Origin of the sequence: Streptomyces sp. DG1A-41, assembly GCF_037055355.1 — a bacterium.
In the GTDB taxonomy this organism is placed as follows: domain Bacteria; phylum Actinomycetota; class Actinomycetes; order Streptomycetales; family Streptomycetaceae; genus Streptomyces.
In genome coordinates, this window is the sequence record NZ_CP146350.1 from 1,229,413 (window position 1) to 1,244,148 (window position 14,736).

At 72.5% G+C, this 14,736-nt stretch carries 17 protein-coding genes and 1 riboswitch; of the genes, 6 read left to right on the forward strand and 11 right to left on the reverse strand.

The annotated features are described in order from the left end of the window. Positions 1-3: 3 nt before the first annotated feature. From V8690_RS05830 to V8690_RS05855, 6 genes are all read right to left on the reverse strand, one after another. Entirely contained in the window at positions 4-630 is a 627-nt protein-coding gene (locus tag V8690_RS05830) for a YigZ family protein (protein WP_338776240.1), read from the reverse strand. Positions 631-657: 27 nt separating this feature from the next. Further along, positions 658-1,200, reverse strand: a complete 543-nt coding sequence (locus V8690_RS05835; protein WP_338776241.1) for a histidine phosphatase family protein — start codon at positions 1,198-1,200, stop codon at positions 658-660. Then, on the reverse strand, positions 1,197-2,201 hold the full coding sequence (locus V8690_RS05840; RefSeq protein WP_338776242.1) for a hypothetical protein: 1,005 nt from the start codon (positions 2,199-2,201) through the stop codon (positions 1,197-1,199). Before V8690_RS05840 ends, V8690_RS05835 begins: the two co-directional genes overlap by 4 nt. 170 nt (positions 2,202-2,371) lie before the next feature. Next, the gene (locus V8690_RS05845) at positions 2,372-3,178 is read right to left on the reverse strand and encodes an ABC transporter ATP-binding protein (protein WP_338776243.1); all 807 of its coding nucleotides are present in this window, start codon (positions 3,176-3,178) and stop codon (positions 2,372-2,374) included. Beyond that, positions 3,175-4,188 (reverse strand): iron chelate uptake ABC transporter family permease subunit, encoded by a 1,014-nt coding sequence (locus V8690_RS05850; protein WP_338776244.1) that lies wholly within the window; start codon positions 4,186-4,188, stop codon positions 3,175-3,177. The genes V8690_RS05845 and V8690_RS05850 overlap by 4 nt, the downstream gene beginning before the upstream one ends. After that, complete coding sequence (locus V8690_RS05855) at positions 4,185-5,201, reverse strand: ABC transporter substrate-binding protein (protein WP_338776245.1); 1,017 nt, start codon at positions 5,199-5,201, stop codon at positions 4,185-4,187. Before V8690_RS05855 ends, V8690_RS05850 begins: the two co-directional genes overlap by 4 nt. A 68-nt stretch (positions 5,202-5,269) precedes the next feature. Further along, a riboswitch (cobalamin riboswitch) is annotated at positions 5,270-5,460 on the reverse strand. 82 nt (positions 5,461-5,542) lie between these two features. Between V8690_RS05855 and V8690_RS05860 the strand changes: the two genes are divergently transcribed. From V8690_RS05860 to V8690_RS05870, 3 genes are all read left to right on the forward strand, one after another. Beyond that, complete coding sequence (locus V8690_RS05860) at positions 5,543-5,953, forward strand: CoA-binding protein (RefSeq protein ID WP_338776246.1); 411 nt, start codon at positions 5,543-5,545, stop codon at positions 5,951-5,953. Between the two features lie 171 nt (positions 5,954-6,124). Next, positions 6,125-7,741, forward strand: a complete 1,617-nt coding sequence (locus V8690_RS05865; RefSeq protein WP_338776247.1) for an APC family permease — start codon at positions 6,125-6,127, stop codon at positions 7,739-7,741. A gap of 38 nt (positions 7,742-7,779) precedes the next feature. Then, the gene (locus V8690_RS05870; protein WP_338776248.1) at positions 7,780-8,997 is read left to right on the forward strand and encodes a 4-hydroxybenzoate 3-monooxygenase; all 1,218 of its coding nucleotides are present in this window, start codon (positions 7,780-7,782) and stop codon (positions 8,995-8,997) included. A gap of 1 nt (position 8,998) precedes the next feature. Here the strand turns inward: V8690_RS05870 and V8690_RS05875 are convergent, their stop codons facing one another. Next, the gene (locus V8690_RS05875) at positions 8,999-9,358 is read right to left on the reverse strand and encodes a metalloregulator ArsR/SmtB family transcription factor (protein WP_338776249.1); all 360 of its coding nucleotides are present in this window, start codon (positions 9,356-9,358) and stop codon (positions 8,999-9,001) included. Positions 9,359-9,420: 62 nt separating this feature from the next. Between V8690_RS05875 and V8690_RS05880 the strand changes: the two genes are divergently transcribed. After that, positions 9,421-10,446, forward strand: a complete 1,026-nt coding sequence (locus V8690_RS05880) for a cation diffusion facilitator family transporter (protein ID WP_338776250.1) — start codon at positions 9,421-9,423, stop codon at positions 10,444-10,446. Positions 10,447-10,455: 9 nt separating this feature from the next. On the opposite strand, the gene V8690_RS05885 is transcribed toward V8690_RS05880, so the two are convergent. Further along, positions 10,456-11,013 (reverse strand): YbaK/EbsC family protein, encoded by a 558-nt coding sequence (locus V8690_RS05885; protein WP_338776251.1) that lies wholly within the window; start codon positions 11,011-11,013, stop codon positions 10,456-10,458. 43 nt (positions 11,014-11,056) lie between these two features. Further along, positions 11,057-11,629, reverse strand: coding sequence for an XRE family transcriptional regulator (locus tag V8690_RS05890; protein ID WP_338776252.1), 573 nt, complete (start codon positions 11,627-11,629; stop codon positions 11,057-11,059). Between the two features lie 97 nt (positions 11,630-11,726). Here V8690_RS05890 and V8690_RS05895 point away from each other — a divergent pair, with 97 nt between their 5' ends. Continuing rightward, entirely contained in the window at positions 11,727-12,584 is an 858-nt protein-coding gene (locus V8690_RS05895) for a DMT family transporter (protein WP_338776253.1), read from the forward strand. A gap of 15 nt (positions 12,585-12,599) precedes the next feature. Here the strand turns inward: V8690_RS05895 and V8690_RS05900 are convergent, their stop codons facing one another. Next, positions 12,600-13,397, reverse strand: coding sequence for an acyltransferase (locus V8690_RS05900; protein ID WP_338776254.1), 798 nt, complete (start codon positions 13,395-13,397; stop codon positions 12,600-12,602). Positions 13,398-13,508: 111 nt separating this feature from the next. Between V8690_RS05900 and V8690_RS05905 the strand changes: the two genes are divergently transcribed. Continuing rightward, positions 13,509-14,036: a gamma carbonic anhydrase family protein gene (locus tag V8690_RS05905; RefSeq protein ID WP_338776255.1), complete on the forward strand. Its 528-nt coding sequence runs from the start codon at positions 13,509-13,511 to the stop codon at positions 14,034-14,036. A 12-nt stretch (positions 14,037-14,048) separates the two neighbouring features. Here V8690_RS05905 and V8690_RS05910 read toward each other — a convergent pair whose 3' ends face one another. Continuing rightward, complete coding sequence (locus V8690_RS05910; protein ID WP_338776256.1) at positions 14,049-14,672, reverse strand: DedA family protein; 624 nt, start codon at positions 14,670-14,672, stop codon at positions 14,049-14,051. Positions 14,673-14,736 lie beyond the last annotated feature (64 nt).

A 14,736-nucleotide genomic window follows, 5' to 3' on the forward strand; every position in this document is an offset into this window, starting at 1 on the left:
GCGTCAGGCGTCGCCGTACGCCTCCCCGCCCGGTTCGAAACCGGCCGTCCCGGCGGTCGCGTCGGCGAGCCACGCCCGGAAGGCCTCCACATCGGCGTCCGGGAGTGCGATCTCGATCGTGACCGCCTCCCCGTAGCGCACGTCCCGCACCTCGCGCCCGGTGGTCCGCAGGTCGTTCTCCAGCTTGCCGGCCCGCTGGTGGTCGACGGTGACCGTGGCCAGCCGGAACCGGCGGCGGGTGCGCGTGCCGAGCGTGTCCAGTGCCTCGCCGACCGCTCCGCCGTACGCCCGGATGAGCCCGCCCGCGCCCAGCTTGACCCCGCCGTAGTAGCGGGTGACGACGGCGACGACGTACCGCATGTCCCGGCGGAGCAGCATCTGGAGCATGGGAACGCCGGCGGTGCCGCCGGGTTCGCCGTCGTCGGAGGCCTTCTGGACGGAGGCGTCGGCGCCGATGACGTAGGCCCAGCAGTTGTGAGTGGCCGCGGCGTGCTCCTTGCGGACCGTGGCGATGAAGTCCTGCGCCTCCTGCTCGGTGGCCGCCGGGGCGAGGGCGCACAGGAAGCGGGAGCGGTTGACCTCGGTCTCGTGCACGCCGGCGCGGGCGACCGTGCGGTATTCGTCCTGCATCGGGACAGCCTATGCGCGGCCCCGGGGCTACTTCTTCGCGCCCCGGGGCACGGTCATGGAGGTGAGCAGCGCGGTGCCGGGGGTGAGGGCGCGCCAGGTCGTGCCGTACCAGGACAGTACGGCGATGGCCGAGGTCGGGAACTTCGTGCGGACCCGCTCCAGGGTGTCGTCGAGACCGTCATCGGCGAGCGCCAGGACCAGTTCCTCCAGTCCCGGGTTGTGCCCGATCAGCAACAGCGTCTCCACCTCGGCCGGCACCTCGTGCACGACGGCCAGCAGACCGGCGGGGCTCGCGGCGTACAGGCGCCGGTCGTAGCGGACCGGCGGGGGCGTGCCCCACTCGGCGGCGGCCAGCTCCCAGGTCCGGCGGGCGCGTACGGCGGTGGAGCACAGCGCGAGGTCCGGCAGGCAGTCGGCCTCGGCCAGGGCCCGCCCGGCCGCGGGGGCGTCGCGGCGGCCGCGCGGGGCGAGCGGACGCTCGTGGTCGGCGACGTCCAGGGGCCAGGCGGACTTGGCGTGCCGCAGCACGACCAGGCGGCGCAGCGGGCCCGCTCCGGCACGCTCGATCATGACGGGGCTCCCAGGTCGCGGGTGAGCTCGAGGCCGAGGAGCCGGTCGGCGTAGGCGTACGTCTCGAAACGGGCGCCGTCCGGCAGGTCCGGCTCGTTCTCCACGCGCCGCAGCACGTCCAGCACCCGGGGCACGTCCAGATCGCCCTCCCAGGCCTCGCGCAACCGCCCGCGCACGTCGTCGGGGACGGGCCGCGAGGGCCGTCGGGCCCAACGGGCGACCGCACCGCGCCAGCGGGCGAGAGTGGCCTGTGCCTCGTCGAGGACGCCCGCATCCAGCCGGACGGGGGTGTTGTGGTGCCGGGTGAGCAGGGCGAGACGCAGGGCGGTGGGATCGGCCCCGCCCGCCGGGCCGGAACCCACCGGCTGACCGCTCGGCGGGGCCGCCCTCACCGACTCACCGACTGACCGACCCAACTCCGCCGACTCACCGACCGGCGGCCTCGACCCCGCCGACTCACGGACCGACGTGCCCGACTCCGCGGAGTCAGCGGCTGGCGGGCCCGATTCCGACGACTCACCGTCCGGCGTACCGGCCTCCCACAGCCCTCGGTCAGACGTACCGGCTTGCCGCCGCTCTCCGACCGACGTGCCCCGCCCCGTCGCCTCCACAGGCGCGACAGCGATCCGCACCCCGTCAGGCGTCGCCCCACCCTCGACGGCGACATGGACGACCTGGGCCTCGCCCAGCCCCGCGCTGACCTCGGGGCTGTCCTCGAAGGGGCGGATGCCAAGGGCCGCGGCGTCCGCCCGCAGCTCCGCCTGGCGGCGCCCGCCGGTCAGCAGGGCCCACACCGGTGTGCCGCCGAGCTCCAGCGCCCGTACGAGCAGGTCCGCCACGAGCAGCACCCTCAGATTCGTCGTGTCGGAGCCGGACGCGTGCACCTCGACACGGGTCAGGCCCCGGCGGGCCGGAGCGGCGTCGACCGGCTCGCCGGTACGGGCGTCGATGATGCGCAGCACGATGCGAGCGTAGGACGGGCGGGCGGGCACACGCAGCATGTGCGGCATTTTCCGGCCACCGTGGCGAGAACACCCCCACCAATGGCGTGTCGGACGGACCATCACGGGGCGTGAATCGTCCCAGCCAACGGCACCGGCCGGGCCAGGCCGCCTTGGCGGGAATCGTCCAGCCCCCGACACACCGCCCCTGCCCCCGCCCCCGCCCCCGCTCAGCCCAGCGTCCCCAGGAACCGCACGTGAGGCCGCTGCTCGGGGCCCTCACGGCTGACGGCGGCCCGCACCCCGTACACCTCGGCGATGAGTTTCTCCGTCAGGACGTCGGCCGGGGCGCCACCGGCCACGACCCGCCCTCCGCTCAGGACGACGACCTGGTCGCAGTACATCGCCGCGAGGTTGAGGTCGTGCAGGGCGACGACGGTGGTGACCGGCAGGCCGGTGATCAGGGCGAGCAGGTCGAGCTGGTGGTGGATGTCGAGGTGGTTGGTGGGTTCGTCCAGGAGGAGTTCGCGGGGTTCCTGGGCGAGCGCGCGGGCGATCTGCACCCTTTGGCGCTCGCCGCCCGAGAGGGTGTGCCAGGGCTGGTCGGCGCGGTCGGCGAGGCCGGTGCGCTCCAGGGCGCCGCGCACCGCTCGCTCGTCGTCCGGCGACGTCGGTGTCCAGGCACGGCGGTGCGGAACGCGGCCCAGCCGTACGACGTCCGCGACCGTCAACTCGACCTGTGTGTCGGCCTGCTGCTCGACCGTGGCGAGCCGGCGGGCGACGGCACGGCGGGGCAGGTCGCCCAGCGGTGTGCCGTCGAGGGTGACGACTCCGGCGGTCGGCGTGAGCAGCCCGGCCAGCAGTCGCAGCAGCGTGGACTTGCCGGAGCCGTTGGGGCCGAGGACACCGACGGTGGAGCCGGTCTCCGGCGCGAGGACGACACCGTCGAGGACGATGCGCCCGCCGGCACGGCGACCGACCCGCTCGGCCCGCAGCCCGGCACCGCTCACCCCCGCCCCCGCCCCCGCCCCGCTCATCGCACCCTCCGCGTCCGGTACAGCACCGCCACGAACGCCGGCACCCCGATCAGCGACGTCACGACTCCCACCGGCACCTCCTGCGGATCCAGCACCGTACGGGCCAGCGTGTCCACCCACACCAGGAACACCGCACCGGCGAGCGCGGTGACCGGCAGCAGCCGGACATGCCCGGGACCGGCCAAGGCCCGCGCCGCGTGCGGCAGGACCAGCCCGACGAAGCCGATCGCCCCGGCAGAGCTGACCAGCGCGGCCGTGAGCAGGGCCGTGACGCACAGCAGCACCAGCCGGGTGCGGGCCACGGACACCCCGAGCGCGGCCGCCGCGTCCTGCCCGAAGGCGAAGGCGTCGAGGGTACGGGCGTACGACAGGCAGACCACCAGCGTCACGGCCAGGACGGCCAGGCACAGCCACACATCGGTCCAGCCGGCGCCGCCGAGCGAGCCGAGGAGCCAGAACAGCACGCCCCGGGTCGTCTCGGCGTCGGCGGCGGTCATCACGACGAACGAGGTGAGCGCGGAGAAGAGCTGCATGGCGGCGACGCCTGCGAGGACGACCCGGTCGGTGGTGCCGCCGAGGGTGTGGCTGAGCAGCAGCACCAGCGCGAAGGACACCAGGGCGCCGAGGAACGCGCCCGCGGAGACCGAGACGGCACCGCCGCCCACGCCCAGGACGACGACCACGACCGCGCCGGTGGAGGCGCCGGAGGACACCCCGAGCACGAACGGGTCGGCGAGCGGGTTGCGCAGCAGCGACTGCATCACCGCCCCGCACACGGCCAGTCCGGCCCCGCACACGGCGGCGAGCAGGGTGCGCGGCAGCCGCAGCTGCCAGACGATCCCGTCGCGGATCGGCGTCAGGTCCGAGGCGCCGAGGGAGAGGTGCGCCGCGACGACGGACCAGACGTCGGCGACCCGGATGTCGGCCGGGCCGATGGTGATCGCCAGGGCCAGGGAGACGGCCAGCAGCAGGGCCCCTCCGGCACCGAGCGCGAGCCCGCGGACGGTCACTTCACGAGCCCGAACTCGCGCAGTCCGGCGGCGACCTGTTCCACACCCTCGACCGTGCGGATGGTCGGGTTCATGGCCTGCCCGCTGAGCAGCACGTACCGCTTGTGCTTGACCGCGTCCATGTTCCTGGTGACCGGGTTGGACTCCAGGAAGGCGATCTTCTTCGCGGCCGACTCGGCGGTCTGCGACTTGCGGGTCAGGTCACCGATGACGAGGACGTCGGGGTCGCGGTCGGCGACCGTCTCCCAGTTGACCTGCGGCCACTCCTCGTGCGTGTCGTCGAAGACGTTCTTCGCGCCGAGCGCCCGCGTGATGATGCCGGGCGCTCCGCAACAGCCCGCCACGTAGGGGGACTCGGAGTTGGCGAACCAGTACAGGAGGGTGACGTCGGAGGCGTCGATGCCCAGCGTGGCCTTCGCCATGCGCCGCTGGAGGGAGGCCACGAGCTCGTCGCCCCGTTCCTTCACGCCGAACACGGTGGCCAGGTCGCGCACTTCGCCGTAGACGGTGTCGATGCCCAGCGCCTTGTCGCGCACGCCGTCACCGCCCCCGGAGTTGTCCTTGCCGGCGCAGTCCGACGGGGAGACGTACGTGGGCACGCCGAGCTTCTCGAACTGCTCGCGGGTGGCGACGCCGCCCTTGCCGAGCGTGGAGACGAAGGAGGCGGCGACGAAGTCGGGGGCGGCGTCCAGGACCCGTTCGAAGGACGGGTTGTTCTCGGCGATGCGCGGCACCTTGGCGTTGGCCTTCGCCAGCCCCTTCATCACGGGGTCCGTCCAGGTGGCCGTGCCCGCGAGGCGGTCGGCGAGGCCGAGGGAGAGCAGGATCTCGGTGGTGCCCTGGTTGAGGGAGACGGCGTGCCGCGGCGCGGCGCCGACGCGCACCTCGTGGCCGCAGTTGTCGAGCGTGACGGCGGCTTTCGTGGTGGTGGCCTTCGAGTCGCCGCAGCCGGTCAGGAGCAGGGAGCCGGCCGTGAGCAGGACGGCGGCACGGGCGGGTCGGGCGAGGGGCACGGAAACCAGTCCTCAGTCGTCGAGGGCTCGATCGCGGAGCCCGGTCGTACGGTGCTCCCCCGCCGCGAACGGCCGCGGGGGCCGCCAGCAGGTCTTCGGACTCGGGTTCGTCCGGTGCGGAGCGCCTTCCCGGACGTCACACACGCCGTCCAGTGGCCGAGGCCCCGCCCGTCCCCCTCACCGCTGCGCGTCAGTTCCGGATTCGCACCGGATTCCCTGACCCACGTACATGGGTTCGACTGGCTTCGGCAAGCTATCACGGAGGGCGCGGGGGGAATCACCGGCCACCTCGCGCCGTTGCACGGACAGCAGTTCTTCCGTGACGTCCGAGGAGGCCGCCGGTGTACGGCGACGAGGCAACGGTCCGCAGGATCCTCACCGAGCTCGGCGACACCTGGGCCGTGGCGGGCCTGTCGTCGAACCGGCAGCGCGCGGCGTACGGCGTCGCCGCCGTGCTCCAGCGCTACGGCAAGCGCGTCGTGCCCGTGCATCCGAAGGCGGAGACGGTGCACGGCGAGCAGGGGTACGCGAGCCTGGCGGACATCCCCTTCGACGTGGACGTCGTGGACGTGTTCGTGAACAGCGATCTCGCCGGAGCGATCGCGGACGAGGCGGTCGCGAAGGGCGCGAAGGCCGTGTGGTTCCAGCTCGGCGTCCTCGACGAGGCGGCGTACGACCGGACCCGCGCCGCGGGTCTGGAGATGGTGATGGACCGCTGCCCGGCGATCGAGATCCCCCGGCTCGGGCAGTGACTTCAACGGCCTTCCCATCGCCGCGTCACGAATTCCCGATGCGTTTTCCAGGAATTACCCGCCCTGGTCAAGGCTGAGACAACCGCCTTCCGCAACCCGGAAATCGATTCCTACCCTGAGGCCTCTTGCTCGCCGAACTCCCCGAGTTCTTTATGAGAGGCCCCAGAAGTCATGGTAAAAAACGGCCCGACGGGAGGTCTGCGACGGGACGTCGGACTGATCGGGCTCATGTGGGCGTCGGTCGGTTCCATCATCGGATCCGGCTGGTTGTACGGCGCCGAGAAGGCGGTCGTGGCGGCCGGTCCGGCGGCCATCCTGTCGTGGCTCATCGGCGCGGTCGGGATCGTGCTGCTGGCCCTGGTGCACGCGGAACTCGGCGGCATGTTCCCGGTCGCGGGCGGCACGGCACGCTATCCGCACTACGCGTTCGGCGGTCTCGCCGGCATGTCCTTCGGCTGGTTCTCCTGGCTCCAGGCGGCGACCGTGGCACCGATCGAGGTCGAGGCCATGATCGGCTACGCCGGGCACTGGCACTGGGCGCAGGGTTTCCAGCACGCCAAGGACGGGACGCTGACGACGAGCGGGTTCATCGTCGCCGTGCTCCTCATGGCCGTGTTCGTCGTGATCAACTTCCTCGGGGTGCGGATCCTGGCGCACACCAACAGCGCCGCCACCTGGTGGAAGGTGGCCGTGCCGCTGGCCGCGATCTTCGTCATCGCGGCCGGCAACTTCCACCCGGGCAACTTCACCGAACACGGCTTCGCCCCGTTCGGCGCCCACGGCGTGCTGAGCGCCGTCAGTTCCAGCGGCATCATCTTCGCCCTGCTGGGCTTCGAGCAGGCGATCCAGCTGGCGGGCGAGAGCCGCGACCCGGCCCGTGACCTGCCGCGCGCGACGCTCGGCTCGGTCGCCATCGGAGCCGCGATCTACGTCCTGCTCCAGATCGTCTTCATCGCCGCCCTGCCGCTGGCTTCCTTCGCACACGGCTGGACCAAGCTCGACTACCCCGGCATCAGCGGCCCTTGGGCGGGCCTGGCCACCCTGCTGGGGCTCGGCTGGCTGAGCGTGGTGCTGTATCTGGACGCGGTCGTCTCCCCCGGCGGCACCGGCCTGATCTACACCACCGCCACCTCCCGCGTCTCCTACGGCCTGGCCCGCAACGGCTACGCGCCGAAGATCTTCACCCGCACCGACGCGCGCGGCGTGCCGTGGTTCGGGCTGATCGTCTCCTTCGTGACCGGCGTGATCTGCTTCCTGCCGTTCCCGAGCTGGCAGCAACTGGTGGGCTTCATCACCTCGGCGAGCGTGCTGATGTACGCGGGCGCCCCGCTGGCGTACGGCGTCTTCGCCGACCGGCTGCCGCAGCGCGAACGCCCCTACCGCCTGCCCGGCGGGAACGTCGTCTCCCCGCTGTCGTTCGTGGTGGCCAACCTCATCATCTACTGGTCGACCTGGGACACGCTGTGGCGCCTCGGGGTGGCCATCGTCCTCGGTTACGTCCTGCTCGGCGGATACGCCTGGTACGCCACCCGCAAGGGCCTGCCCGACGCGCCCCGGCTCGACTGGCGGGCCGCCCAGTGGCTGCCCGTCTACCTGCTGGGCATGGGCGTCATCTCCTGGCAGGGCGGTTTCGGCGGCCAGGGACACATCGGGATGTGGTGGGATATCGCGGTCATCGCGGTCTTCTCCCTGGGGATCTACTACTGGGCCCGGGCATCGGCGTCCCGGCCGGAGGAGATCGAGCGGAGCATCGGGGAGGTGGCCGTCACCGAGGTGGCCGTCCACTGACACCGGCCAGGCGCGGCCGGTGCCTCCATAATGAGCGCATGCCCTCCCCGCCTTCCGACTCCGGCGCCCCGCAACGTCTCCCAGTCGTTGTCGTGGGCGCCGGTCCCGCGGGACTGGCCGTCGGCAACATCCTGCGGGCCGCGTCGGTGGACTGCCTGGTGCTGGAGACCGAGACCCGGGAGTTCATCGAACAGCGGCCCCGGGCCGGAGTCATCGAGGAATGGGCCGTGCGGAACCTGGAGAAGCGGGGCCTCGCCCGGAATCTGCTGGACACCGCGGAGTTGCACCGTGCGTGCGAGTTCCGCTTCGACGGCGAGCGGTACCGGTTCCCCTACAGCGAGCTGACGGGCAGTCAGCACTTCGTCTATCCGCAGCCGTTACTGGTGACGGACCTGGTGCGCGAGTACGCCGACGTACGCGGCGGGCAGATCCGCTTCGGGGTCCGCGACGTACAGGTGCACGACATCGACACCGACCTGCCGTCGGTGTCGTACACCGACCCGGAGGCGGGTGAACACCGGGTCGTGCACTGCGACTTCGTGGCCGGCTGCGACGGCGCGCGCGGCGTGACGCGGGCCTCCCTGCCGCCGGAGCGGATCCGTGTCGCGCGGCACGACTACGGCATCGGCTGGCTGGCCCTGCTCGCGGAGGCGCCGCCGTCCGCCGACTGCGTGCTGTTCGGCTGCCACGCCGACGGGTTCGCCGGGCAGATGCCCCGCAGCCCGGAGGTGACTCGCTACTACCTCCAGTGCCCGCCGGGCGACGACCCGGAGAACTGGCCGCACGGGCGCGTCTGGACGGAGCTCCACAAGCGGCTCGGGGCGTCCGGCGCACCGCCGCTGACCGAGGGGCGGCTGCTTGAGAAGCGCGTGCTGGACATGCACGACTACGTGGTCGAGCCGATGGTGTTCGGCCGGCTCTTCCTCGCCGGTGACGCGGCACATCTGGTCGCCCCCATCGCCGCCAAGGGCATGAACCTCGCCCTGCACGACGCCTTCCTGCTCGGCGACGCCCTGGTGGCCCACCTGACCGGCGGGGACGACAGCGGCCTCGGCGGCTACGCGCAGGCGTGCCTGCGGCGGGTGTGGGACTACCAGGAGTTCTCGCAGTGGCTGTCCGAGGTGTACCACGGCACGGCGGCGGGCGACCCGTTCCGCGCGGGCACCACGCTCGCCCGGCTGCGCCGCCTGTTCACCTCGCCCGCGGCGGCCGCCGCCTTCGCCGAGCAGTACCTCGGGACGGCCGCGCGGTACTGATTCAGTCGTGGACGGGCCGGTCGGTGAGCCGGTGGTCGGCCACGTTCAGCGCCTCGTCCACGAGCCGGCGCAGATGGCCGTCGCGGAGCGAGTAGATCACCCGGCGGCCTTCCTTCCGCGTGGTCACCAGGCCCGCGAGACGCAGTCGCGCCAGGTGCTGGCTGACGGCGGGCCTAGCCGCCCCGCACACGTCGGTGAGGGTCGTGACGTCGGCCTCTCCCCCGGCCAGCGCGTGCAGCAGGGCGAGGCGGGTCCGGTCGCCGAGCAGGGCGAGGAGTTCGGCGGCGAGCGCGAACTGTTCCTCGCCGGGGCTGCGCGGATGCGCATCGTGCGCAGGTGACAGGTGCATGCGTGCGCTCATACGCACATAATGGCGCCATGGGCGTGGGCACGTCCACTCGCACGCACCGGAAGGGGACCCACGTGAGCGACCCGCACGAGCACCCACACCACCACTCGCCCACCGGCCTGCGCCACCGCCTCTCCCACCTCCTCACCCCGCACTCCCACGAGACGGCCGACAAGGTCGACTCCGCCCTGGAGTCCTCGGCTCGCGGGATGCGGGCGCTGTGGGTCTCACTCGCGGTGCTCGGTGTGACGGCGCTGGCGCAGGCGATCGTGGTGGCCGTCTCCGGCTCGGTGGCGCTGCTCGGGGACACCGTGCACAACGCCGCGGACGCGCTGACCGCCGTGCCGCTCGGCATCGCCTTCGTGCTGGGCCGGCGCGCGGCCACCCGGCGCTTCACCTATGGCTACGGGCGGGCCGAGGACCTGGCGGGCCTGGTGATCGTGCTGACGATCGCCGCGTCGGCGGCCTTCGCCGGATGGACGGCGCTCGACCGTCTCCTCGACCCGCGGCCGGTCCAGCACGTCCCGGCGGTCGCCGTGGCCGCCCTCGTCGGGTTCGCGGGCAACGAGTGGGTGGCCCGCTACCGCATCCGCGTCGGCCGTGCGATCGGCTCGGCCGCGCTGGTCGCCGACGGACTGCACGCCCGCACCGACGGTTTCACCTCACTGGCCGTGCTGCTGGGCGCCGGCGGATCGGCCCTGGGCTGGCAACTGGCCGACCCGATCGTCGGGTTGGCGATCACGGCGGCGATCGCGCTGGTGCTGCGGGACGCCGCGCGGGAGGTGTTCCGCCGGGTGATGGACGCGGTCGACCCGGCCCTGGTGGACCGGGCCGAGCGGGCACTGACCGAGGTCGCCGGGGTACGCGGGGTCGGCGAGCTGCGGCTGCGCTGGATCGGTCACCGGCTGCGCGCCGAGGTCGCGGTCGTGGTGGACGGCGACGTGACCGTACGCCAGGCCCATCGCGTCGCCGTCGACGCCGAGCACGCTCTGCTGCACGCCGTGCCCCGCCTCACCGCCGCCCTGGTCCACGCCGACCCGGAACCGGCCCCCGGCGAGACGGACCCGCATCTGCCGCTCGCCCACCACGCGGTGGCGTAGGACCTGCCCTCAGGCGACCCCGAGCCCCTCCAGCACCACCGCGCCCGGCAGTTCCGCGAACGCCTTGCCCGGTACCAGCAGCTTGCCGCGCCGCCGGCCGCTGCCGACCAGCACGTACGGCAGGTCGACGACGGCCGCGTCCACCAGCACGGGCCAGCCGCCGGGCAGTCCGAGCGGTGTGATGCCGCCGTACTCCATGCCGGTCTCCCCGGTCGCCGTGTCCATCGCGGCGAACGAGGCCTTGCGGGCGCCGAGCCGGCGGCGTACGACGCCGTTGACGTCGACCCGGGTGGTGGACAGCACGACGCTCGCGGCGAGCGTGGTCTCGCCGCCGCGCTTGCCCGCGACCACCACGCAGTTCGCGGACCGCTCCAGCAGGTCACGGCCGTAGTGCTCCACGAAGGTGGCGGTGTCGGCCCACCGCGGGTCGGTGTCGACGTAGAGGATCCGGTCGGCGGGGACGCTGCCGCGCCACTGGCGTACGGCGTCGGCGACCGGGCCGGTGAGTTCGTCGAGGCAGGCGGGGGCCGGACGGGCGTCGTCGAAGTGTCCGATGGGTGCGCGCATGGCGGCACGCTAACAACACCGGACCGCCCTCGGCCCGGGCGTCTCAGGTCACGGGCGGCACCGAGACGGCCATCACCATCTCCATCGGCACGTCGCCGGTGTTGCCGTAGGTGTGCGGGAGGTTGGCCTCGAAGGACACGCTCGCGCCGGCGGGGACGCGGTGCTCCACGCCGTCGACGGTGAGCGTCAGCTCCCCGGCCGTGACGTGGAGCAGCTCCATCGTGCCGGCGGGGTGCGGGTCGGACTGGCTGCTCTCGCCGGGCATGAGCCGCCAGTCCCACATCTCCAGCGGGCCGGGCGCCTCGGTGCCCGCGAGCAGCCGGTTGTAGCTGCCGGCCTCGGTGTGCCACAGCCGTACGGCCTGCTCGGCGGGGACGATGCGGACCGTCGGGCCCTGCTCGTAGTCGAGGAGGGTGGTGATGCTGATGCCGAGCGCGTCGCCGATCTTGACGACGGTGCCGAGGCTGGGGTTGGTGCGGGCCTGCTCGATCTGGATGAGCATGCCGCGGCTGACGCCTGCCCGGGCGGCGAGCACGTCCAGCGTGAAGCCGCGCACCGCGCGCCAGTGCTTGACGCTGCGCGCCAGGGACTGGGTCAGCAGGTCGAGGTCCGACACATTCCGTCCAATATTCTGTATGACATAGTGCAACCGACTGCACTACGGTGTGATTGACCTGGTCGTTCACCGAACTGTACTGCGAGGCATCCGTCCCATGACAGCGCTCTTCGCCCTGGCCACCAGCCTGCTGTGGGGACTGGCCGACTTCGGTGGCGGACTGCTGACCCGGCGCACGCCCGCGCTGACGGTGGTCGTGGTCTCGCAGTCGATCGCGGTGGTCGTGCTGGGCGTGCTCGTGGCGGCGACCGGTGGCTGGAGCGAGGCGGGGCCTCAGCTGTGGTTCGCCGTGGCCGCCGGTCTGGTCGGCCCGGTGGCGATGCTCGCCTTCTACAAGGCGCTCGCGCTGGGCCCGATGGGTGTGGTCTCGCCGCTGGGCTCGATCGGGGTGGCCGTGCCGGTCGGCGTGGGCCTGGTGCTGGGCGAGCGTCCCGGCGTGCTTCAGTTCGTCGGGATCCTGGTCGCCGTCGCCGGTGTCTGCCTGGCCGGCGGTCCCCAGTTCCGCGGCGCGCCCGTCCAGCGCCAGGCCATCGCCCTGACCCTCCTCGCGGCCTTCGGCTTCGGCGCGGTGATGGCCCTCATCGCCGAGGCGTCGACCACGCTCACAGGACTGTTCCTCGCGCTGTTCGTGCAGCGGGTGACGAATGTCGCCGCCGGCGGACTGGCGCTGTACGTGTCGGTGCGGCGCGGGGCGCCCGCCCTTCCGGCGGACGGCTTCCCGTGGCGCACCGTGCCGGCGCTGGCCTTCGTCGGCCTCGCGGACGTCGCCGCGAACGGCACCTACTCGATCGCCGCGCAGCACGGCCCGGTCACCGTCGCCGCCGTGCTCGCCTCGCTCTACCCGGTGGTGACCGCCGTGGCCGCGCGCGGAGTGCTCCGCGAACGGCTGCGGGCGGTGCAGGCCGCGGGCGCGGGGCTGGCCCTGGTGGGGACGGTTCTGCTGGCGTCGGGCTGAGCCGGCCGGCGTGTGTCAGGATCCCGGCTCCAGCTCGGCGAGTCCGACCGCCGCCTCCTCGTCCAGCTCGGCGAGCCGGGCCGCCGTCTCCTCGTCCAGGTCCGACAGGGCGCACAACTGCTCGGACGTGACGCCCTCCGGTATGGGCACCGGCGGCGGGGTGCGCAGCGGCGGCTGCCAGCCGTCGGCCGGTGTCCAGCGCCGTACGACGCGCGCCGGAGCGCCCGCCACCACGGCGTGATCGGGCACCAGGCCCCGGACGACCGCGCCCGCTGCCACCACCACGTTCCGCCCGATCCGGGCACCCGGAAGGATCACCGCGCCCGTGCCGATCCAGCAGCCGGGCCCGATCTCCACCGGCTCCATCCGCGGCCACTGCTTGCCGATGGGCTCGTGCGGATCGTCGTAGGAGTGGTTCGTGGACGTGACGTAGACGTACGGACCGAAGTAGCAGTCGCTGCCGATGGTGACCGTCGTGTCCGCGATGACGTGGCTGCCGCGGCCCAGGACGACGCCGTCCCCGATGCGCAGGATCGGGTCCGGGCCGAGGTCGAGGTCGGGCATCAGCCCCGCGGTGAGGGTGACCTGCTCGCCGATGATGCAGTGGGCGCCCACGTGGATCCAGGGTTCGCCGAAGACCGTGCCGAGCGGGAAGGCGAGCCTGGTACCTGTTCCCATCGCGCCGAATCGGTAGCGCCCGGGATGTTCGGCCGTCACGGAACCCGTGCGCTGCACCCAGGCCCAGCCCGCGTGGACGGCGCGCTGCGCGAGGCCGCGCCGCCAGGATGAGAACGTGTTCTTGCGCTTCGGCACGAGGTCACCGTACTCAGCGGTAGCTCACCCCGCGGCGTTGGAGGCCTGTGATCTTCGCCCCACCGAGTGTCGTACGGTTTGCGCGTTGTCTACGACGTTCTGGAGGCGGGCATGGGACAGCGGGCGATGATCACGGGGATCGGCGGCAGGGAGCCGCAGGTCGATCCGGAGGCGTTCGTGGCGCCGACGGCTTCGGTGATCGGGGGCGTGACGCTGGGTGCGGGGACGAGCGTCTGGTATGGGGCCGTGCTGCGCGGTGATGTCGAGGCGATCTCGGTCGGTGCGAGCAGCAACGTCCAGGACAACTGCACGCTGCACGCCGACCCGGGGTTTCCTGTGACGGTGGGTGAGCGGGTCAGCATCGGTCACAACGCCGTGGTGCACGGGGCGACCGTCGAGGACGACTGTCTGATCGGGATGGGGGCGACCGTTTTGAACGGGGCGGTGATCGGGGCCGGGTCTCTGGTCGCCGCGCAGGCGCTGGTGCCGCAGGGTATGGAGGTGCCGCCCGGGTCGCTTGTCGCCGGTGTGCCCGCCAAGGTCAGGCGGCCGTTGACGGAGGAAGAGCGACAGGGGATCACCCTCAACGGCACGATGTACGCCGAGTTGGCCAAGGCGCACCGCGAGGTGCATGCGTAGCGGAAAGGCGTCTCACTCAGCGGCGGTTACGGGCTGGGTCTTCTTCGCCTTGCGCTTGAGCACCAGCATGGACGTGAGGCCGACCAGGACCGCCGCCACCAGGCCCAGCCACGAGAAGCGCTTCAGCCAGGATTCGGCGACGATGCCGACGTAGTAGATCACCGCCGTCGTGCCGCCTGCCCAGACGATGCCGCCGAGGACGTTGGCGATGAGGAACTTCCAGTACGGCATGCGGAGGACGCCGGCGAGCGGGCCCGCGAAGATGCGGAGGAGGGCGACGAAGCGGCCGAAGAAGACGGCCCACATGCCCCACTTCTCGAAGGAGCGCTCGGCGGTGGCGATGTGGCCCTCGCTGAAGTGCTTGGGAAACTTCTTTCCGAGCCAGGCCAGCAGGGGGCGGCCGCCCTTGCGGCCGATGGCATAGCCGATGGAGTCGCCGATGATCGCGCCGGCCGTGGCGGTGGCGCCGAGGACGACGGGGTCGATGGCGCCGTTCTGGGAGGCCAGCAGCGCGGAGGAGACCAGGATGATCTCGCCCGGCAGCGGGATGCCCAGGCTTTCCAGGCCGATGACCAGTCCCACCAGTGCGTAGACGGCGACCGCGGGTACGGTTTCGAGCCACTCCTGGACGTGCAACGCCGGATCCTTTCCCTGTGCTTCCCTGCGAGCACGGGAAGCCTACCGGGTGACAAGACGTCCC